This window comes from Paenibacillus graminis (genome assembly GCF_000758705.1).
GTDB classification, from domain to species: Bacteria; Bacillota; Bacilli; order Paenibacillales; family Paenibacillaceae; genus Paenibacillus_AQ; species Paenibacillus_AQ graminis.
Map to the genome: position 1 here is coordinate 5,383,194 of NZ_CP009287.1, position 20,415 is coordinate 5,403,608.

Sequence of the window (20,415 nt, forward strand, 5' to 3'; positions counted from 1 at the left end):
TTTTACCCGCAGGCGTTCGGCCGCGAGATCTGTAGTTATTATATAATAAAAATTCATCTTTGTGTATAATTATTAAAGGGATTGTGTCAGGTTTTTAGTGAATCGCTCTTTCAATTACTGCCATGCGCACAGGTACGCCGTTAGCCATCTGAGGAAAAATCCGCGATTTGTCGCTTTCCACCACAGCATCATCAATTTCGACATTCCGGTTCACCGGTGCAGGGTGCATGATAATGGTGCTCTTGTCCAGTTTTGCGGCACGTTCTTCCGTAAGTCCGAACTGCTTGCGGTATTCTTCCGCTGACTGCAGGATGCCCGAGGCATGGCGCTCCAGCTGCACACGCAGCATCATGACCACATCAGCTTTCAGCGCTTCCTCCATAGTTACATAAGGCGCGAACTCGGCAAGCTCGGGAGCTTTCATATTATCGGGAGCGCAGAACTGAACCTTGGCGCCCATCTTCGTCAGCCCCCAGAGGTTCGAGCGGGCCACCCGGCTATGCATAATATCCCCGATAATCGACACTTTGAGGCCCTTCAGCTCGCCAAAATTTTTACTCATGGTGTACAGGTCCAGCAGCGCCTGTGTCGGATGCTCGTTATTGCCGTCCCCCGCATTGATCAGCGGGATGGATACCTTCTCCGCCAGCTGCTGCAGCACCCCGGCAGGCTTCAAACGCACAACTCCGGCGTCGATCCCCATCGACTCCAGCGTACGCACGGTGTCGTAGATCGATTCGCCTTTTTCTACACTGGAAGCCGCAGCCGTAAAGTTCAGTACTTGAACACCCAGGCGCTTCTCGGCCATTTCGAAGGAGAACCGGGTCCGTGTGCTGTTCTCAAAAAACATGTTGGCTACAAAATGCGATCTCAGCACCGGTGTCAGCTTCTCGGCTTGATTGTCCCAGTAGGCCGTTCTGTTCAAAAGCTGCAGGATCTCCGTCCGGTCCAGCTCCTTTATCCCCAGCAGACTGCGTTCCTTCACCTTGGTTGCTGTCATCATTGTCATCGTTCCTCCCGGTTGGAAATAATGTAAACCTCATCCTTGCCGTCGAACTCAGTCAGCGCCACTTCGATCTGCTCATGTCTGGAGGTAGGTACGTTTTTGCCGATATAGTCCGGCCGGATTGGAAGCTCACGGTGCCCGCGGTCTGCTAGTACAGCAAGCTGGATCATCCGCGGGCGTCCGCAATCCATCAGCGCGTCCATGGCGGCGCGGATCGTGCGGCCGGTGTACAGCACATCATCGAACAGGATCACTTTCTTGTCCTTAATACCTGTGGAACCGGCAGGCAGAGTAAGATTGCTGTTCACCACCGTGCGGTCCATGGCTTCGCGGTCGCCGCCGCCTTCACGGTCATCGCGGTAATGCGTGATGTCCAGCTCGCCGTATGGAATATCGACTCCTTCAATCTCCTTGATGCGTTCCGCAATCCGCTGCGCCAGATACACTCCCCGTGTGCGGATGCCCACCAGCAGGCAATTCTCAATACCTTTGTTTTTCTCCAAAATCTCATGGGCAATGCGCGACAGCGCCCGGCGGATTGCCGTTTCGTCCATAATCACATTTTTGTCAGTAACCATCATCCCTGCCATCCTCCTGCTTGACCGCCTGTTCAAGTTCCCGGAAAACAAAAAACTCCTTGCCCGAAGCAGGCAAGGAGTGAAATCCGCAGATTCAAAAAGATGGCGTGCCCGCGCGCATAAAAAGAACCTCCGTAGACATACGGATTCCTCTCTCAATGTCGCGAACCTCGATTCACGTTACCTTGCCAGCCTCACGGGACTGAATTAAAGGCGCATATTCAACTACGAGAATTATGACAGATGTTATGGCGTGTGTCAAATGAGGATGGAACAAAAAAAAACTGTTGTTATGGTGAAAGGCGTAACTCCGGGGAAAGTTTGGACTTCCGGCCGCTGTCTAAGCAGTAATTCACTCATTAGCAACTATCCAAAAAAGCCGCCGCAGGTTTCTCCGCGGCAGCCTCAATAAAACCACATCTAAACTAAATTAAAATTCAAATTCAACATCGCTAAGGCGTCTTTGAATCTCCGAGATTACCCGTTTCTCTTCTTCTTCGCCTTTGGCGATGAAGGTTACAGAGAAGCGCACGAACGGGCCGGCATCATCCCAAGGCACGGTGGAGATCAGCTTCTCGCGGATCAGGAACTGCGAGAAATCTTCGCCGGATTCAAAACGGCGTCCGCCCTTGATACCTTTTGGAGCAGCCACATAAAGGAAAAATGAGCCTTTGGGTTTCTCAGCAGAGAAGCCCAGACTGTTCAGCGCATCTACCAGCATGTTGTGGCGGCGGGAATACTTGGCGGCAATTGCTTCGGTGATTTCAGGATGCTCCAGGCCATAAGCCGCTGCCTTTTGAATGGCGATGAATTGACCGGAATCATTGTTGTCCTTCACATCGCTGAATGCCTTGACTACCAATGGGTTACCGGCTACGAAACCGATTCTCCAGCCGGTCATGTTGTAGGACTTGGACAGGGAGTGCAGCTCTACGCCGACATCCTTCGCACCTGGTACGGACAGGAAGCTGAGCGGCTTCATACCGTCATAAGTTAAGGCAGCGTATGGAGCATCGTGAATGACGACTACATCATATTTCTTCGCCCAGGCTACCACTTCACTGAAAAATTCAGGAGTTGCGCTTGCGCCTGTCGGGTTGTTCGGATAGTTCAGGTAGATCAGCTTCGCTTTGCGGGCAACCTCTTCCGGAATGGAATTCAGGTCAGGCAGGAAGTTGTTTTCTTTCTTAAGCTCTACAGTGAACACTTGTCCACCCAGATATTTGGTGTGTGTGCCCAGCACCGGATAACCCGGAACTGTCATAATGGTAATGTCTCCCGGGTTAATGAAGCAGGATGGCAGCATCGCCAGCGCAGGCTTCGAACCAATGGAGTGTACCACTTCAGTTACAGGATCAATGCCGTCTACTCTAAAAACTTCCTTCAGGTAAGCTGCGGCTGCGGCTTTGAACTCCGGAATCCCGTTGTCGGAATATCCACGGTTTTCTTCTTTGGCGGCTTCTACCGCGAGCTTGGCAACAATACCTTCGTCCGCCATTTCATCGGGTTCGCCAACGCCCATATCAATCAGCTCAATATTCGGAAAATCCTGTTTCGCCGATGCTTTGGCGCGTTTGATTTTCTCAAATTTGTAGATGGCTGTATCTTTGCCATAATTCGCACCGCCGATGCGGTCCGCAAAATTAGTCTGAATGAAAGTCTCCTGATATTGTTCAATGCTCATAATCTTTGTCTCATCTCCTGGCTTTTTTTATTCCTACATCAACTGAACTTATGATTTTTGCATTTTCCCTCTTATTCTTAATATCTCAAGTTCAATTTGTATATGTTCTAAATATGCCGCAAAGCCGCCTTCAAAACCATGGATTTATAATCACTTGATTTGTACTTATCTGCTCCGCAGAGCAAACAGCACTTCTTCCATATCGGCCGGAATGGGCGCACTATACTCCATATATTCACCGGTGGAGGGATGCACAAATCCCAGCACAGCGGCATGCAGAGCCTGTCCGTTCATAGTCGTCCCTTTGCTGCGCCCGTAGATGGGATCTCCGACCAGCGGATGACCGATAAACTTCATATGCACACGAATCTGGTGCGTGCGTCCGGTCTCAAGCTGCAGCTCCAGCAGAGTGCAATCCCCAAAACGTTCCAGCACGGTAAAATGGGTCACAGACCGTTTGCTGTTCTTTTCGGTTACGGTATAGAGCTTGCGGTCATGCGGATCACGGCCAATAGGCGCATCTACCGTACCTTGGTCATGGGACAGATTACCGTGTACTACAGCGATGTAGCGGCGGGTTACACTATGCTCTTTGAGCTGGGCTGCGAGCGAAGCATGGCTGGCGTCATTTTTGGCGGCCATAATCAGTCCAGAGGTGTCTTTATCGATACGGTGCACAATCCCCGGACGAATCTCGCCGTTAATGCCGGACAGGTCCTTGCAATGATACATCAGCGCATTGACCAGTGTGCCGGAGGGATGCCCGGCTGCCGGATGAACCACCATCCCACGCGGTTTATTTACAACAATAACATCGCTGTCCTCATAGACCACTTCGAGCGGAATATCCTCCGCAATCAGGTCTGTCACCTCAGCTTCCGGTACAGTAACTGCAACCAAATCGCCTTCGGCCAGTTTATAGTTGGCTTTCACCGGAGCGCCATTTACGGTTACATGACCTCCGCTGATCCACAGCTGTACCTGGGAGCGTGAAATCTCATCTTCCCAAGACTCCGTAATGTATTTATCGATCCGCTCCCGGGCATTCTCCCCGGCAACAGTCCATTCCGTGACGTCCCTTTCTTCTTCCGCGGCACCGGAGGGCACCTGCTGATTGACGTCCTTATTCAACTCATTCATTCCCTTCCTTGACTTCCTTGGTTTCCTTAACCTCGTTGATTTCTTCTCCGCTCTTCATATCAAGCAGCGTATCCAGAATAATCAGTACCACTCCGATCACAATGCAGGAATCCGCCACATTAAAGATCGGAAAAGTGTAGCTGCCGAAATTGAACATCAGGAAGTCAACAACCTCACCGTTCAAAAGCCTGTCCAGAAAGTTGCCTACAGCTCCGCCGAGCACTAATGCCAGTGCAGTGGGCAGCAGCTTGCGGGTTGCTCTGGCCTTGTTCAGATACCAGACGATGCCCGCCACAACTATAACCGTGACCACGACAAAGAACCACTGCTGTCCCTGAAGAATACCAAAAGCGGCTCCTTGATTGCGGTGGGAGGTGATAATGAAAAAATCCTTAATGACCGGAATCTGCTCGCCGAGCTCCAGCCGGGTAGCAATCAAATACTTGGTACCCTGGTCCACCAAAAATACGATAAGCGCAATCAGATAGTACACCACAGAAGTTGTCACTCCGTTCTTATTTTTCCCGCTGCAGGCGGTACGAATACTGTATAAAGACTTGTATATTGTAGCACAGGCCTCAAGAAGCCGTCTATTGCAAGGACAGGGCTTAACTCCCCAGACCGGGGAGTATTTGCCATCGCTAAAAAGCTTGCTCTCCGGTCAACCTATCCAATAAGCATCCGGGACATGTCGCAATCGAACGATGCTTAAGAATGTAATACGAAAGGAGCTACCCCTATGAGCCATCTGCCGGCAGAGCAGCTTGCCAAGCTGCGGGCTGCGGTTATTCAGCAGCGGGAAGATATTGAACATAGATTGAAAAACAACGCCCACTACGGGCTGCAGGACTCCATGCGTGATATGACTGGAGATCTGACGGAGATTGACAACCACCCCGGCGATGCCGCCACGGAGCTGTATCACCGGTCCATGGATATTTCATTGCTGGAGCGTGACGAGCATGAACTGGATGACATTGCTGCAGCCTTAGCTGCCATGGATGAAGGAACCTACGGGATCTGTGCAGTCTGCGGCGAACCCATACCTCTGGAGCGCTTGAATGCCGTACCGCTTACCCGCTTCTGCAAAGAGCACAACCCCCGCCAAAGCTCGCCTTTTACAAGGCCTGCAGAAGAGGAATTTTTGTACCCGCCGTTTGGACGCACCAGTCTGGATGAACGCGAGGAACAGAACCGGTTCGACGGTGAAGACGCCTGGCAGATTGTTGAGAGCTGGGGCAGCTCCAATTCACCGGCCATGGCCGAGGGCAATGACATTTCTTCTTATAATGATATGGAGATTGAAGCTGACGAAACCGAAGGCTTCGTGGAGCCTTGGGAGAACTTTATCGCTACAGACATCGCCGGGAACCATACGATGGTCATCAAGGGATCAAGCTACCGCCACTACATGGACAGCGGGGAAGGAAGCTATCTTCTCGATCCGCTGAGTAAAAAAGAAAGGGAGTAGCCTGAGGCTGCTCTTTTTTAAATTTAGGGGTTATTTTAAAAGGTCTTCAGCTCCAGTTGATGCTGTACAATCCGCACAATGTCAGCAATGTAATCGCCGATGATCGGCAGATTGAGCGCCCCAAGAACCTGAAGCACATAAATGATCGTTGCGGCAAAAAAAGTAAAGCCCAGCGCAATCCCCAATCCCCGCGCCGTTCCCGACAGTACATTCAGCCAAACCAGACGCCAGGGTGAGTTCAGGAGCTGCGTATACTCGGCGATCCGCGCTTTCTCCATCTGCTGGACCAGCCCGGTTGTCAGCCGGTAGACGGCATTCAGCTTTTCTTCCGGCGGAATATCAGCAGGATCACCGCTAATGCCGTGGAGATCCGGAGAAGGATTGTCCGGACCATATGCGTTCACGTGCACAGAACGCTGATGCATGGTTGCCGCCTGCTCGATCTGACGCGGCGAATGGTGCTGTTTTGGAGTGCTGCTGTCCACCTGACTGCTTATGCCTTTCTGCGTGCTGCTGCCCGACCCGGATGTTCTGATGGAGATTCTCCCTGTTTTACCGAAGCGGTGCTTGTCCTCTTGCCGTCCCTCCATAGCGTTGACTCCTCCCTAGCGTCACTTAAGGTCCACAAAGTAAACGAGCCCGGTCAAAAGAGAGAGGACTCTCTTTAAGCACCGGGCTCGTCATTTTGCCGCTAACCCCTAGAATCTTATCCTTTGCCGCTAGTATATGCCATTAAGGGACAGGTAATGCAATCCTTTAAGCTTCGATGTGAATTCCGATCGATTTGCCTCCGGCCTCTACGGTCTCAAACGCATGGTCGCCATCGAAATCAACTGTAGTTACCAGCACATTCTCGCGGAGCACATGTTCGAATGCCGTCACTGCGGCTTTCAGCTCGCCGTCCAGCTTAAGGGTCAGCGCGATCCGCTTCTCAATCGGCAGATCCAGGCGTTTGCGGTAATCCTGGACCGCACGTACGATCTCGCGCACCCAGCCTTCCTGCACCAGCTCCGGTGTGATCTCCGTATTCAGCGCTACCGTAAGTCCGTACCCGGATGCCGAAGCAAAGCCCGGTTTGGCCTGCTTCTCTACGAGCAGCTCCTCAGCGGTAACCTGCAGCTCTTCCCCTTCCGGGGATACAATCGCAATGACACCTTCCTGTACGGTTTTGCGGGTAGACTCACTATCCAAAGCTTTCAGGAAGCCCTGGAGGAAGCCGACGTTTTTACCGTACTTTTTGCCGGCCACCTTCAGATTGAGCTTCAGTGTAAAATCTACAAATCCGCTGTCGCTATGCTCCACCACAATTTCTTTGACATTGATTTCATCCTTGATGATCTCTTCGTAATCGGCCAAATGGAAGCTGCGGTCGATCGATACGATCAGCTCGGACAACGGCTGGCGGTTCTTGATGCCGGTCTCATTGCGGACGTTGCGGGCCAGCTCAACGATCTGTCTCGCACTCTCCATATCCTGCTCCAGCTCCAGATCGATCAGACTCTCATCGGCCACAGGATAATCGGCCAAATGCACACTTTCTCCACCGCCCAGATTCATAAAGATATCCTCGGACAGCATCGGTGTAAAAGGAGCCATTAGCGTAGCGGTAGTCAGCAGAACATGCGTCAATGTGCGGTACGCATCAAGCTTCTCCTCGCCCAGCCCGCTGCCCCAGAAACGGTCACGGGAACGGCGGATATACCAGTTGCTCAGCTCATCCACAAAGTTCTCAACCGCCTTGGACGTATTAACGAAATCATTAACGGCAAGGCCCTTATCCACCAGAAGGATCAGGCTGTTCAGGCGGGACAGAATCCAGCGGTCCAGCTTATGCTGCGATACTTTGAACGGATGATCGGCAGGATCGTAGCCGTCGATGCCGGCATACAGCGTCAGGAACGCATGGGTGTTGACCAGCGTATCTACAATCTTGGATTTGGTCTCACCGACCAAGCCGCGCGAGAACCGTTTGTTGTTCCATGGCGCGCTGTCGGACAGGATCGCCCAGCGGAACGCATCCGTGCCGTATTCGTTCATGATTTCCCAAGGATCAATGACGTTGCCTTTGGATTTGGACATTTTTTGGCCGTTCTCATCAAAGATGTGGCCGTGGGCAATCACAGCCTTATACGGAGCTGTGCCTTTGAACAGCGTCGAAACCGCAAGCAGGCTGTAGAACCAGCCGCGTGTCTGGTCAATCCCTTCGCAGATCATGTCTGCCGGATACTGGTCCTCGAACTTGTCTTGATTCTGAAACGGATAGTGGCTTTGGGCGAACGGCATCGAACCGCTGTCGAACCAGACGTCGATCACCTCCGAGGTCCGCACCATTACTCCGCCCTCGCTGAACGGACTGCGTAATTTGATGTTATCCACGTAAGGCTTGTGCAGCTCGATATCCTCCGGTACTTCCCCGATAGCCATCGATCTCAGTTCAGCAATGCTGTGCGGTGCAAATTCCTTGCCCGTATCCTGGCAGACCCAGATATTCAGCGGAGTCCCCCAATAGCGGTTGCGGCTGATGTTCCAATCCACCAGTTCCTCCAGGAATTTGCCGAAACGGCCTTCCCGCACATGATCAGGATACCAATCCACACTGTTGTTGTTCGCAATGAGCTGGTCCTTGATTGCCGTTGTCTGGATAAACCAGCTGTCTGTTGCATAGTAGAGCAGCGGGGTATCACAGCGCCAGCAGAACGGATAGCTGTGCTCGTATTTCTCTTTGCTGTACAGCAGGCCTTTCTCGGATAGCACCTTCACAATATCCAGATCGCAATCCTTCACAAACCGTCCGGCAAAATCAGAAACCACATCCGTATATTTACCGGAAGTATCCACTACGTTCACAAAGCTGATGCCATTCTCACGGCAGCTCTTATAGTCATCTTCACCATGTGCCGGAGCCATGTGCACGATCCCTGTACCGCTGGAATCGGTAACGAAGGAGGCACCGACGATAACATTATGTTTTTCGGCCTGGATGTATCCGAATGGCGGTGTATAGCTCTGGCCGATAAAATCCTTACCCTTGTGTGTGGACAGGATCGTATATTCGCCCTTCAATACCTCATCTACAAGATTCTTCGCCAACACATACACGCCGTCTTCCTGCTGGGCACGGACATACTCCATATCCGGGTTCATCGCCAGTGCCATATGCGCCGGCAGAGTCCAAGGCGTGGTCGTCCAGGCGAGCACGTAGTCGCCGCTGCCGTCCAGCTTGAACTTGGCTGTTGCGCTAAGGTCTTTGACCGTCTTGTAGCCCTGTGCCACTTCATGCGAACTCAGCGTCGTCTGGCAGCTTGGGCAATACGGGCTTACCCGGTGTCCGCGGTACAGCAGCCCTTTCTCATGGACCGTAGCCAGGATGTTCCATACACTCTCGATGTATGTATTGTCCAAGGTAACATACGGATGATCCAGATCGGTCCAGTACCCGATGGCCTCCGTGAACTCGCGCCATTGCTTCTCGTATCCGAAGACACTCTCCTTACACTCCTTAATGAACTTCTCCACACCATATTCTTCGATTTCCTGCTTGCCGGAGATTCCCAGCTTCTTCTGTACGCCGAGTTCTACCGGTAGCCCGTGAGTATCCCAGCCTGCCTTACGCACTACCCGGTAGCCCTTCATCGTCTGATAGCGGCCGATAAAGTCCTTGATAACCCGCCCGAGCACGTGCCCGATATGCGGTACGCCATTGGCCGTCGGCGGCCCTTCATAGAACACATAGTTCGGACGGCCTTCGCGGTTCTCTATAGATCTGCGGAACGTATTTTCGTCGCTCCATTTCTTCAAAATGCGGACGTCTCTGGCCCGCGCTTTTTCTTTGACATCTACCTTTTGCATTGGTGGTCAATCCTTCCATGGTTTTGTCTTAAAATACCTCTTCGCTCCCTCTGGACACACGGTACATTGTCTAACTTCCGGGGAGAGGCGGGTATTGATCTGCTATTGTCGTAATGCCCGCATTTCGCCGCTAGCGGCACGCTCTACCTGGCGACCCGCCCGCGATCCCGAAGGGCAGCGCTGGGCGGGGTGCCTCTGCGGCGGCGGGGCGAAACCCGCCGGGGCCTTGCCCTTACCCTGGCGACCCGCACGCGTTCCCGAAGGGCAGCGCTGGGCGGGGTGCCTCTGCGGCGGCGGGGCGAAGCCCGCCGGGGCCTTGCCCTTGCCCTGGCGACCCGCCCGCGATCCCGAAGGGCAGCGCTGGGCGGGGTGCTTCTGCGGCGGCGGGGCGAAGCCGCCGGAGCCTTGCCCTTGCCCTGGCGACCCGCACGCGTTCCCGAAGGGCAGCGCTGAGCGGGGTGCCTCTGCGGCGGCGGGGCGAAACCCGCCGGGGCCTTGCCCTTGCCCTGGCGACCCGCACGCGATCCCGAAGGGCAGCGCTGGGCGGGGTGCCTCTGCGGCGGCGGGGCGAAGCCCGCCGGGGCCTTGCCCTTGCCCTGGCGACCCGCCCGCGATCCCGAAGGGCAGGGCTGGGCGGGGTGCCTTTCGCCCTTTGTTTTTCGCACTTCCGCATGGAAGGCCCCGCAGGCGTCCCCGCCAGGGGAGCCTAAGAAGGGACGCTCCCCCGCCGAACAAATCCTTTCCCTTCCGCAGACGCCCATTTTTCCACGAACAATCCCTTGTTGCGGGTGTCCAGAGGGCGGCCAGCCCTTGGGGTCCCCCTTAGAAGGGGGATTTAGGGGGATGCAAAAATAAACGTCGCCCCGCCCCCAAGGGGCGAGACGACGCTCGCGATACCACCCTAATTCTGCGCCTCATGCACATCCGCAGGCGGTGTGTATTCAGTACAATCTCAGTTCCGCGCAGCATGCTGGCCACGCGGGTCCGGGATAACGTCCGGCAGACGGCTTAGGCCTACACACGTATTGAACGCTTCAGCTTAGCTTCTAGGGGAAGATCTTCCGAGCAAGGCGTGAACAATCGGCTCGCAGCAATCACCGACTCTCTGGAGAACGTTACCTTATCGTACTTGTCCCGTCATCGAATAGATATGAACAGATTACAGATATGTTCTAGTTATAGACGTTTTAAGCAGAAATGTCAATCATGAAGGCGGCAGCTGCCCTCCGCAGCAGATAGGGTCGCGGTGCACAATTGAACAGCCTGAAGGGATATCTGCCGCTCAGAGCGCGTTCTCACTTACCTCACGGCTCTCTAAGGCGTTCCAGTCGTCAGTGGACAGCAGCTCCAGCTGCGCTTCCAGCAGTGTCCGGAAACGGGTGCGGTAGATAGAGGCCTGCTTGCGCAGCTCTTCCGTTTCGATCGCAACCTTGCGGGATTTAGATAATGCTTCGTTAATAATCCGGTCGGCGTTTTTCTCCGCTTCCTTGATGATCAGTTGGGATTCCTTTTTGGAGTTGTTCTTTACATCATCGGCTGCTTCCTGAGCAACGAGAATCGTTTTGGACAGACTCTCTTCGATGTTCACAAAATGATCAAGCCGCTCCTGAAGGGACAAAAGCTGGTTGTGCAGCTCTTTATTTTCACGGATGACGCTCTCATAATCCTTGATGACCTGATCCAGAAATTCGTTGACCTCATCCTCATCATAACCGCGGATTCTCCGGGAGAACTCCTTGTTATGTATATCGAGTGGTGTTAATGGCATGCTGTGCACCTCCTAGAAATTTCGGACCTCTTGTGCCCCTGAACCCTAATCTGTCCGCAGACAAAATAGAAAGACTATTTTAAGTAGAAGCAGCTGTGTAATTTCACTCGGCTGCCGCTAGGGGCCGCCTCTTCTACAAGTATCGGCGTTCAGCTTTCAAAATGTTTGGCTCCCTATAGAGATATTCAATTTCGACAGGCAGCACTGGATTCCTGCATGGATTTCAGACAAATTTGCCGACCTGTACCCGGTAGCGGCCTTTTTTGGTCAGAGACCCGATCTCCAGAACCTTGAACCGGCCAAAACCCTGAATGGAGACCATATCCCCTTCCTTAAGTCCGCAGGAAGGATCTTCCTCAACCTTCCAGTTCACGCGGACCCGCCCCGCCTTGATGGGCGCAAGGATTTTACTCCGGCTAAGCCGGGTCACATCCGCCGCAATGCCGTCAAGCCGCAGCGATGCAACCGTCAAGTCTATGGTCTCCAGCTTCACATCGCTGCTGCGCAGACCCGATAAAGACAATATCTCTGTACTGACATTAATCCGGTGCACTCCGGTCAGGTTCATCGCCAAATAATCGGCGATGTCCGCCGCCACAACTACATGACAGCCATCCTCGAGCACATGGATATCGCCGATTTTACCTCTCTTAATTCCCAGTCCCAGAATCGCGCCCATGTAATCGCCATGTTCCAAGGCCAGAAACTTTTGTTCTCCGGAGGAAATGGCGAGTACCTTCAGCTCCATATCTTCGGCATCAAGGTCCCGGTAATCGGGAGCCACCAAGGCTCGCTTCCGTTCTGCTTCCGCCGATCCGCCTTCCCACCTTACAGAAACATCAGGGTGGCGGTTAACTAGCGTCTGTAGAATAAAACCTTGGCGGGGGTCTAAAAATTCTGTCAGCTTGGTTTCATGATACTCTCCTGCACTGGTGACCCATTCCCAGGCCTTGTCCACAAATTGCCGTTCATCGGGGTGGAAATGTCCGTAAATTTCATTCTTCATCGCAGCAGCCTAAAATACATATGCCACAATATACTGCAATCCATTCTTAGCAAACTCCAGCACAAACAGGGCAATAATCGGGGAGATGTCTATCGTTCCGAACAGCGCCGGAATAATCCGCCGGAAGGGGGTGAGGTAAGGTTCCACCAGCTTGCCCAGCAATTCTCCAATGAAGCTGTCCCGTACATTCGGGAGCCAGGACATAAGGACGTAGAAGATGATCATCACGAAGTAGATGTTGTATAGAATTTCAATAATTAGATTGATTTGGGACAAAGCCCGTTCACCTCATTCTGTTGTAGTCTTGATCGTCACCCAGAATCTCCGAAATGGAGCCTTGGATTTCAACGGTATCCGGTGTGCACATAAATATATTGCCCCCAATTTTGGAAATCCCTCCACCCAGGGCATAAACGGTTCCGCTTAGAAAATCAATGATCCGCATCGCCTGATCATTCCGGACGCGCTGCAGATTGATTACTACGGTGCGGTGGGCTCTGAGATGGTCAGCAATTTCCTGAGCCTCCTCGTAAGAACGGGGCTCATACAGTACGACTTTCACATTTTTTTGCGAATGGATACTGACGACGTTGGCCCGCTGATTTTTGCGGGTTTCTACAGGGGCAGGCTCATATTCTTCCTCATCGCGGGAAATTTGCTCCCGCTCTACAATTTCCTCTTCCTCCTGCAAGCCCAAAAAACTCATAAACCGGTTCATCACGCCCATCAAGCTCCCTCCTCATGACCTACTAATACCGTTCCCAGGCGCACCCAGGTGGCTCCTTCCTCTATCGCCACTTCAAAATCATTCGACATTCCCATCGACAGCTCTTGTATAGGTTCAGGTGTCAAGGCCAGCAGATTAAGCTTATCGCGAAGCTCCCTTAACCCGCGGAACACCGGACGGGTCTGCTCCGGCTCCGCTTCATAAGGCGCCATAGTCATCAGTCCGATGACCTTAATGTGGTGCAGACCGGCGATTTCACGCAGAAACCCGGGCACATCCCCGGGGGCAAGCCCGAATTTCGTATCTTCTCCTGAGATATTCACTTGGAGGAAGACGTTCACGGTAAGTCCCGCAGCATCGGCCTTTTTGTGCAATTCACGCGCCAGCGACAAGCGGTCAAGCGAGTGTATATATTGAAATTTGCCAATAACATCCTTGACCTTATTGGTTTGCAAATGTCCGATGAAATGCCACGTTCCTTTATGTCCCAAGGCATTCCATTTGGGCTCAGCATCCTGCCAGCGGCTTTCGGCAATATCCCCAAGCCCTGCCTCCAGCACCGCGGATACCGTTTCCAGCGATACATATTTCGTTACAGCGATAACCTTGACGTCCGCCACATCCCGGCCGCTTGCCGCACAGGCACGTGCAACACGTTCCTCTACGCCGGCAATTCTTTCCTGCAGTGTCAACGTTCAGCTCTCCTTTATTCCGATCCAGCTCGTCATTCTTCCTGTAACTCCGTTTTCTTTCCGGTACGAAAAGAACAAATCCTGATTACAGCTTGTACACCATGATGTACATTCGATATGAGTCGGCAATATTCCTGCTTTAATCATAATGCGTCGATTCATTTCTTTCAAGTTCAGCATGCTTTTACGGCTATCCGCTTCCGAAGTTCGGTATAAGTCCTGGGAGGCACCGCAAGCCGCCGCCTTCAGTCCATCCTCAAGCTGCCGGATATGTCCCATTACATGGTCGTCTACTTCATAACAGCAGCCGCCAATTGAAGGTCCGATCCCGGCAAGAATATTCTGCGGACGGCTGCCATACACAGTCTCCATACGGGCCACCATAGCAGCAGCAATCTCTGCCACGGTTCCTTTCCAGCCCGCATGTGCGAGTCCAACCACTTTCTTCTGGGGATCGTAGAAATAGAGAGGCACACAATCTGCATAAAAAGAGGTCAAAAGCACACCGGGCACACTGGTGAGCAAACCATCGGTCGCTTGAAACGCTGATGCCCTGTCCAAACTGCCCCGCCCGCGGTCCTCCGCTTTAACCTCAGCTATATCTTTACCATGGGTTTGCTCTCCGCAGGTCCAATCCTGCAGTGTAAATCCGAGGCTCTCTGCAAGCAATGTACGATTCCCGAGCACATCCGACGGTTCATCTCCAACATGAAAAGCACAATTAAAACTGTCATAAGGCGCCTTGCCTATACCACCCTGTCTGCCTGTGAACCCTGCAGTGATTTCGGCATGCTCCGTACGCCAAGGCTCCAAATGAAGCAGCATAGGCGTGCTGGTCTTTTGCATAAACGGTTCCATATCTTCACCTCGCCCTAAGTGTACCACAAGATGCCTTCATAGAGTGGAGCCGGACTGCTTCTGTTCCAGACTACCTCATACTCCATACATCCCCAAAATAATCAAGCAGAAACAGCTTTTATATTAAAAAAAGACGCACCTGGTCAATAAGTGCGCCGGTCACTGCGGTCTCCCCGTTCCAGATACATCGTTTCCCGCTCTTCCTGATTTTGCGGCGTCCGGATTTCCTCCATCTTGACGAGTACAACATCGGCGCCGATCTTCACGATATTCCGCCAAGGAATAATCAGATCTGTGCCTCCTCCGAAGAGGCCCATGAAACGCGTATACCCCGGAATAATGATGGCATCGATCACGCCGCGGCGGAGATCCAGCTCCAGATCACTGATCTGCCCCAGCCGCTTCCCGTCGATAATATTAATCACATCCTTCGTCTGAAAATCAGAGATTTTCATTTTTTTACCGCTTCCTATAGAATCGTCGTTCACCTCGCCACCCCTGTACATTCAGACGTATAGTCCAATATATGTTACCCGGGTTTGTCCGCATGCCATGATTAATTCAGGTGCCTGTCCAATAAAAAGGGTGCCCGGACAGCGATTATTCACTGCACCCGGAACACCCTTGTCCAATCCTGCTATGTGTGTTTAAGACTTAACATGCTTCTGCATCTGCTGAATGGCCGACTTCTCCAGGCGGGATACCTGAGCCTGCGAAATGCCAATCTCATCCGCAACCTCCATTTGGGTTTTGCCTTCAAAAAAACGCATCGACAAAATCCTTTTTTCCCGCTGCCCCAACCGCTGCATCGCCTCACGGAGCGCAATTTCCTCGATCCAAGACACATCCTTATTCTTGTCATCGCTGATCTGATCCATCACATAAATCGGATCTCCGCCGTCGTGGTAGATGGGTTCGAACAAAGAGACCGGGTCCTGAATCGCATCGAGGGCAAATACCACATCTTCTTTGGGGACGCCAAGCGCCTCGGAAATTTCAAAAATCGTCGGCTCCCTTGAATTCTGATTCGTCAGGCTGTCCCGCACCTGCAGCGCTTTGTAAGCGATGTCCCGCAGGGACCGGGAGACCCGGATCGGGTTGTTGTCACGTAAGTAGCGGCGGATTTCACCGATGATCATCGGCACCGCATAGGTGGAGAACTTCACATTTTGCGATAGGTCAAAATTATCGATGGCTTTCATCAACCCGATGCAGCCTACCTGGAACAGGTCGTCAACGAACTCTCCCCGGTTGTTGAATCTTTGAATAACGCTAAGAACGAGTCTAAGGTTACCGTTAACCAATTTCTCTCTGGCGGATCGCTCGCCCTGCTGCTGCAGCGAAGTGAACAGCTCCCGCATTTCCACGTTCGTCAGAACGGGCAGCTTGGCGGTGTCCACACCGCAAATCTCGACTTTATTTCGGGTCATGATGATTTACCTCCCAAGGAGAAACATTACTGTACATTATCTCCCCGGCCCGGCATTTTATTCCTTGGCTTTTTAAGCTTAGACCATCTTGTTGAACTCTTTGCGCAGCCGCTTGATGATTCTTTTCTCCAGACGCGAGATGTAGGATTGGGAGATTCCCAGCAGATCGGCAACGTCCTTTTGCGTTTTTTCTTCACCGCCGCGCAGCCCGAAACGCAGCTCCATAATCAGTCTTTCCCGCTCGCTTAGCTTCTCCAGCGCCTTCTGCAGCAGTTTGCGGTCCACCTGCTCTTCAATGTTGCGGTAGATGGTGTCATTCTCCGTACCCAGCACATCCGAGAGCAGCAGCTCATTGCCGTCCCAGTCAATATTCAGCGGCTCATCAAAAGAAACCTCACTCCGGGTTTTGCTGTTGCGCCGCAAATACATCAGAATCTCATTCTCAATGCAGCGTGAGGCATAGGTGGCCAGCTTGATTTTTTTCTCCGGGTCAAAGGTGTTGACGGCCTTGATCAAGCCAATCGCCCCGATGGATACCAGATCCTCAATGTTAATGCCGGTGTTCTCGAATTTACGGGCAATATAGACCACCAGCCGCAGGTTGCGTTCAATCAGCATGGCACGGACCGCCGCATCACCGCTGGAGAGCCGCTGCAGCAAGAATTCCTCTTCTTCTCTCGTAAGGGGCGGGGGCAAAGCCTCACTTCCGCCGATATAATAGATTTCTTGGCTCTTCAGCCCCAGCAGAAACAGCATGCGGTAATATTGCAGTTGCAGCGCAATCTTCCATTTGACCATTATTGTTCCTCCTTCAAGAAGTGCACAGTTGCCCTGAGATGGTTCTTTGTCCTTCAATGAATCATGAAGGCACCGCCGCCTCCGCAGCGGCCTCTCTTTGGGTCAGGTCAGGGTGTATGACCGCCCGGTACGCGCCGTCTCCCGACAGTGTCCCGCCATCCAGCCCGATAAGGACCCTCTTGCTGAAAAAGGTTTCCTCTCCAAGCTTTATCGTCACCAGATCCGGCTTCAGCGCGAGCATAAGTGATGCTCCGCGGTTGACTCCCCTATAAGGCACAAGCCGTAATCTGTCCTGCCAGGCAAAAGACTGCCCGTCCGCTTCCAGCAAGAGCTTGTCGCTGCTAATCTCGGTCAGCCTACCTTTCCAGGAGGCCGGCAAATGTCCCTCCCACAGGGACGCTTCCATCACCATAACCGGAATCCGGGTCAACGGATCATTCAGACGGTTGCCGGTATCCAGCAGCCCGGGACATGAGACGCTCACCCCCTCAATCTCTACGCATACTTCGCCGATGTACGTCTCCAGTCGTTCCCTCCGGACTTTTGAGGACTGGATCAGTTTGAAAAGAAGCAGGACCAGAGGAAGAAGCGCAAGCACAAACCAAAACCCGATTTTCAAACGGTAAGCTTGGCCGCCAGAAGAGGTGAACAGAATCCCGTTCCAGATGTCGCCAGAGCTTTGCAGCAAATAGTGGACGCCGACAATTCCGCCGGCCGCTGCAAAATTAATCATATAAAATGCCCCTAGTGCCCGAAGGTAGCTTTGCAGACTCCTGAAACCAAAAGCGATCCACAGCATAACTACCGACAATCCAAACTTGATGAGAAAGGTGTACAGGAACGAAAGTTCCGGCACAAACATCATCACCACATAAAGTGCGCCAACCAGCGCGGAGAGAATGAGCCGCCACCAAGAGACTTTCAGTTTGACCAGCCAGCCTGTGAGCCATAATAGAATTCCGTCGATCAGCAGATTGGCCGCGAAGATCAAGTCAATATAAACAACCAGTGGATTCACCTGCCTGTTAAGCGGGGTATCTATCCGAAAGACCAAGGTTCAAGCTCTCTTTTTGGACGATATGATTAGTATAAAAAGACTCGCATCCAAAGTCTGTCTAAACTTGGGGGGCATTCCTGAGGTTTTTTTGTCGGTTTATAGCATCGCTGGGACTTGGCTATTTGTACCGGGCACAATATTCGGCTCGAGGCGCAGCCAAACGCACAAAAGCCAGCCTCCGGAGGGCTGACTTCGAACAAGCATATTGTATTTTATTGGATAGATTGTATTTCTTCGGCGGTCAGGCCTGTTGCTGCCTGTATGGAGGAGGGGTCAAGTCCCATAGCCAGCAGGTTTTTTGCTACTTCTAGCTTGCCTTCTCTCAAACCTTCCCTTTTGCCTTCCTTGACTCCTTTTTGGATTCCTTCTTTGACTCCTTCTTTGATTCCTTCTTGCATACCCTTAGCAAAACCTTCTCTTTGGGCGCCGTCCCTTTGCGAGGCTTCGTCATGCAGAGCTTTCTGGCGTTCTTCGTATTTACGGCGCGCTTCAGAATCCTGACTTAAAAATTCCAACGTCTCCATTGCCTTTCTCAAAGCCGGTTCATTCATCCGCAGTACCTCCCAATTCGAATTATTGTTCCCTTTTAGAAATAGGAGCCAATTGACCAAACCGCTTTCACCGGGAACAGCCGGCTGATTCAGCTTAGGCAGCTCCAAAAAATGAATCTCTATGTCATCCGTAAGCGGTGCCCCGCTGCTATCCTCACGCAGATGAAAAACACTGTGAGTATGTTCATTGGGCAGCACCTTGTAATTCAAGATATTAATGGTTACGCATTTTTTGAGTTCTGTGTATCTGCCGCCGGTCTGCAGTTGTCCGGAATACCGTTTGCTCCAGTAATATAATGTCCGCTTCTCCATATCGTATTTGTTAAACAGCTGCATTTCGATGTTGATCAGCTTGCCATCCACGGTTTTTGCCCAAATATCAAAGATTGACAGCTTATCCAACGGGTCATCCTTATCTGTATAGGGGTTCAGCAGCACCACTTCATCCAAAGGGGCATCCCCGGCATCCGTAAGGATCCGGTTTAAAAAAGCCAGCAGCACATCTTTGTTATTCTCGCTGGCAAAAATTCGTTTGAATACAAAATCCACCCGGGGGTCCAGCAATTCCATGATATTCACTCCCGTTATCCGTATTATAACAGCTAAAAAAACAAAAAAACACCATATCACTCCATAGCAATGGCTATGGGGATACGGTGCTTCCGTATACTCGTATGTGACTATAGACTAATCGTTATTGCCGCGTGTGCGGTTGCGCAGAAACGTCGGGATGTCCAGCTGGTCCGATGGCGTCTGATTGCCAAAAGGACGCAGGTTGGCGCTCTTATCGGCTGCAGGCTCACTGCTCGCTGCCGGGCGGCGGTTAGGCGCAATCGGAGATGGCTTATGTTCAAAACCGGTGGCGATCACCGTTACTTTAATTTCATCCTTCATGCTCTCCTCAATAATGGCCCCGAAGATCATGTTCACTTCAGGATCGGAAGCAGAAGTAACAATCTCAGCCGCTTCATTGACTTCATACAAAGAGAGGTTGGATCCGCCTGTGATGTTCATGATGACGCCGCGTGCGCCTTCGATAGACGTTTCCAGCAGAGGGCTCATAATCGCTTTGCGGGCTGCTTCCGAGGCGCGGTTTTCGCCAGTGGCAATCCCGATGCCCATCAAGGCTGAGCCGCGTTCTGTCATAATGGTCTTCACATCGGCAAAGTCAAGGTTAATCAGACCCGGAACAGCAATCAGGTCGGAAATACCCTGCACCGCTTGCCTGAGCACGTTGTCCGCTTCGCGGAAGGCTTCCAGCATTGGAGTTTTCTTGTCCACAATTTCAAGCAAACGGTCATTCGGGATGACAATAAGCGTATCTACCTTTTCCTTCAATGCCTCAATGCCGAGCTCCGCCTGATTCGAGCGCTTTCTTCCTTCAAAAGTAAACGGACGCGTTACAACACCAACTGTCAGCGCTCCGCATTCTCTGGCGATTTCAGCAATCACAGGTGCGGCGCCTGTACCGGTACCCCCACCCATGCCTGCTGTTACAAATACCATATCCGCACCCTTTAGCGTATTGGAAATCAGATCGCGGGATTCTTCGGCCGCTTTCTTGCCCACCTCAGGATTGGCACCAGCGCCAAGCCCCCGGGTAAGCTTGTCCCCGATTTGCAGTTTATGCTCCGATTTGGCCATATGCAGCGCTTGGGCATCTGTATTAACTGTGATGAATTCAACACCCTGTACGCCGTTTTCAATCATCCGGTTGACAGCGTTGCTTCCTCCGCCGCCTACGCCGATGACTTTTATTTGCGCCAAGCTCTCCATTTCAAAATCAAATTCCAACATATT

General features: G+C 52.2%; 20 protein-coding genes. 1 reads left to right on the forward strand and 19 read right to left on the reverse strand.

The annotated features are described in order from the left end of the window. Positions 1–94: 94 nt before the first annotated feature. The 5 genes from PGRAT_RS23275 to lspA all read right to left on the reverse strand — a co-directional run bounded on the left by PGRAT_RS23275 (position 95) and on the right by lspA (position 4,904). On the reverse strand, positions 95–1,003 hold the full coding sequence (locus PGRAT_RS23275) for an aspartate carbamoyltransferase catalytic subunit (RefSeq protein WP_025707722.1): 909 nt from the start codon (positions 1,001–1,003) through the stop codon (positions 95–97). A gap of 2 nt (positions 1,004–1,005) precedes the next feature. Continuing rightward, entirely contained in the window at positions 1,006–1,584 is a 579-nt protein-coding gene (pyrR, locus tag PGRAT_RS23280) for a bifunctional pyr operon transcriptional regulator/uracil phosphoribosyltransferase PyrR (RefSeq protein WP_025707721.1), read from the reverse strand. Positions 1,585–2,014: 430 nt separating this feature from the next. Continuing rightward, positions 2,015–3,268, reverse strand: a complete 1,254-nt coding sequence (locus PGRAT_RS23285) for an LL-diaminopimelate aminotransferase (protein WP_025707720.1) — start codon at positions 3,266–3,268, stop codon at positions 2,015–2,017. A gap of 165 nt (positions 3,269–3,433) precedes the next feature. Then, the gene (locus PGRAT_RS23290) at positions 3,434–4,408 is read right to left on the reverse strand and encodes an RluA family pseudouridine synthase (RefSeq protein WP_025707719.1); all 975 of its coding nucleotides are present in this window, start codon (positions 4,406–4,408) and stop codon (positions 3,434–3,436) included. Next, positions 4,401–4,904, reverse strand: coding sequence for a signal peptidase II (lspA, locus tag PGRAT_RS23295; RefSeq protein WP_025707718.1), 504 nt, complete (start codon positions 4,902–4,904; stop codon positions 4,401–4,403). The genes PGRAT_RS23290 and lspA overlap by 8 nt, the downstream gene beginning before the upstream one ends. 243 nt (positions 4,905–5,147) lie before the next feature. Here lspA and PGRAT_RS23300 point away from each other — a divergent pair, with 243 nt between their 5' ends. After that, complete coding sequence (locus PGRAT_RS23300; protein ID WP_025707717.1) at positions 5,148–5,879, forward strand: TraR/DksA C4-type zinc finger protein; 732 nt, start codon at positions 5,148–5,150, stop codon at positions 5,877–5,879. Positions 5,880–5,914: 35 nt separating this feature from the next. Here PGRAT_RS23300 and PGRAT_RS23305 read toward each other — a convergent pair whose 3' ends face one another. The 14 genes from PGRAT_RS23305 to ftsZ all read right to left on the reverse strand — a co-directional run bounded on the left by PGRAT_RS23305 (position 5,915) and on the right by ftsZ (position 20,412). After that, positions 5,915–6,238 (reverse strand): DUF5665 domain-containing protein, encoded by a 324-nt coding sequence (locus PGRAT_RS23305; protein WP_036706103.1) that lies wholly within the window; start codon positions 6,236–6,238, stop codon positions 5,915–5,917. Between the two features lie 397 nt (positions 6,239–6,635). Then, a complete protein-coding gene (ileS, locus tag PGRAT_RS23310; RefSeq protein ID WP_025707715.1) occupies positions 6,636–9,728 on the reverse strand; it encodes an isoleucine--tRNA ligase in 3,093 nt (1,030 codons plus the stop codon). A 1,282-nt stretch (positions 9,729–11,010) separates the two neighbouring features. After that, on the reverse strand, positions 11,011–11,496 hold the full coding sequence (locus PGRAT_RS23320) for a DivIVA domain-containing protein (protein ID WP_025707246.1): 486 nt from the start codon (positions 11,494–11,496) through the stop codon (positions 11,011–11,013). 223 nt (positions 11,497–11,719) lie between these two features. Next, entirely contained in the window at positions 11,720–12,502 is a 783-nt protein-coding gene (locus PGRAT_RS23325; RefSeq protein ID WP_025707245.1) for a YlmH family RNA-binding protein, read from the reverse strand. A 9-nt stretch (positions 12,503–12,511) separates the two neighbouring features. After that, on the reverse strand, positions 12,512–12,778 hold the full coding sequence (locus tag PGRAT_RS23330; RefSeq protein WP_020427824.1) for a YggT family protein: 267 nt from the start codon (positions 12,776–12,778) through the stop codon (positions 12,512–12,514). A 7-nt stretch (positions 12,779–12,785) separates the two neighbouring features. Continuing rightward, entirely contained in the window at positions 12,786–13,229 is a 444-nt protein-coding gene (locus PGRAT_RS23335) for a cell division protein SepF (RefSeq protein ID WP_020427825.1), read from the reverse strand. Next, positions 13,229–13,921: a YggS family pyridoxal phosphate-dependent enzyme gene (locus PGRAT_RS23340; RefSeq protein ID WP_025707244.1), complete on the reverse strand. Its 693-nt coding sequence runs from the start codon at positions 13,919–13,921 to the stop codon at positions 13,229–13,231. The genes PGRAT_RS23335 and PGRAT_RS23340 overlap by 1 nt, the downstream gene beginning before the upstream one ends. A gap of 3 nt (positions 13,922–13,924) precedes the next feature. After that, positions 13,925–14,779 carry a peptidoglycan editing factor PgeF gene (gene pgeF / locus PGRAT_RS23345; protein ID WP_025707243.1) on the reverse strand — a complete coding sequence of 285 codons (855 nt, stop codon included), beginning with the start codon at positions 14,777–14,779 and terminating at the stop codon, positions 13,925–13,927. 143 nt (positions 14,780–14,922) lie between these two features. After that, positions 14,923–15,234, reverse strand: a complete 312-nt coding sequence (locus PGRAT_RS23350) for a YlmC/YmxH family sporulation protein (RefSeq protein WP_036706008.1) — start codon at positions 15,232–15,234, stop codon at positions 14,923–14,925. 192 nt (positions 15,235–15,426) lie between these two features. Then, on the reverse strand, positions 15,427–16,209 hold the full coding sequence (gene sigG, locus PGRAT_RS23355) for an RNA polymerase sporulation sigma factor SigG (protein WP_019909334.1): 783 nt from the start codon (positions 16,207–16,209) through the stop codon (positions 15,427–15,429). Between the two features lie 78 nt (positions 16,210–16,287). Next, positions 16,288–17,010, reverse strand: a complete 723-nt coding sequence (gene sigE / locus PGRAT_RS23360) for an RNA polymerase sporulation sigma factor SigE (protein WP_025707241.1) — start codon at positions 17,008–17,010, stop codon at positions 16,288–16,290. A gap of 58 nt (positions 17,011–17,068) precedes the next feature. Beyond that, positions 17,069–18,016: a sigma-E processing peptidase SpoIIGA gene (spoIIGA, locus tag PGRAT_RS23365; RefSeq protein ID WP_025707240.1), complete on the reverse strand. Its 948-nt coding sequence runs from the start codon at positions 18,014–18,016 to the stop codon at positions 17,069–17,071. Between the two features lie 260 nt (positions 18,017–18,276). Further along, positions 18,277–19,185 (reverse strand): Rpn family recombination-promoting nuclease/putative transposase, encoded by a 909-nt coding sequence (locus PGRAT_RS23370; RefSeq protein ID WP_036706007.1) that lies wholly within the window; start codon positions 19,183–19,185, stop codon positions 18,277–18,279. Positions 19,186–19,302: 117 nt separating this feature from the next. Then, entirely contained in the window at positions 19,303–20,412 is a 1,110-nt protein-coding gene (gene ftsZ / locus PGRAT_RS23375; protein ID WP_025707238.1) for a cell division protein FtsZ, read from the reverse strand. Positions 20,413–20,415: the final 3 nt, after the last annotated feature.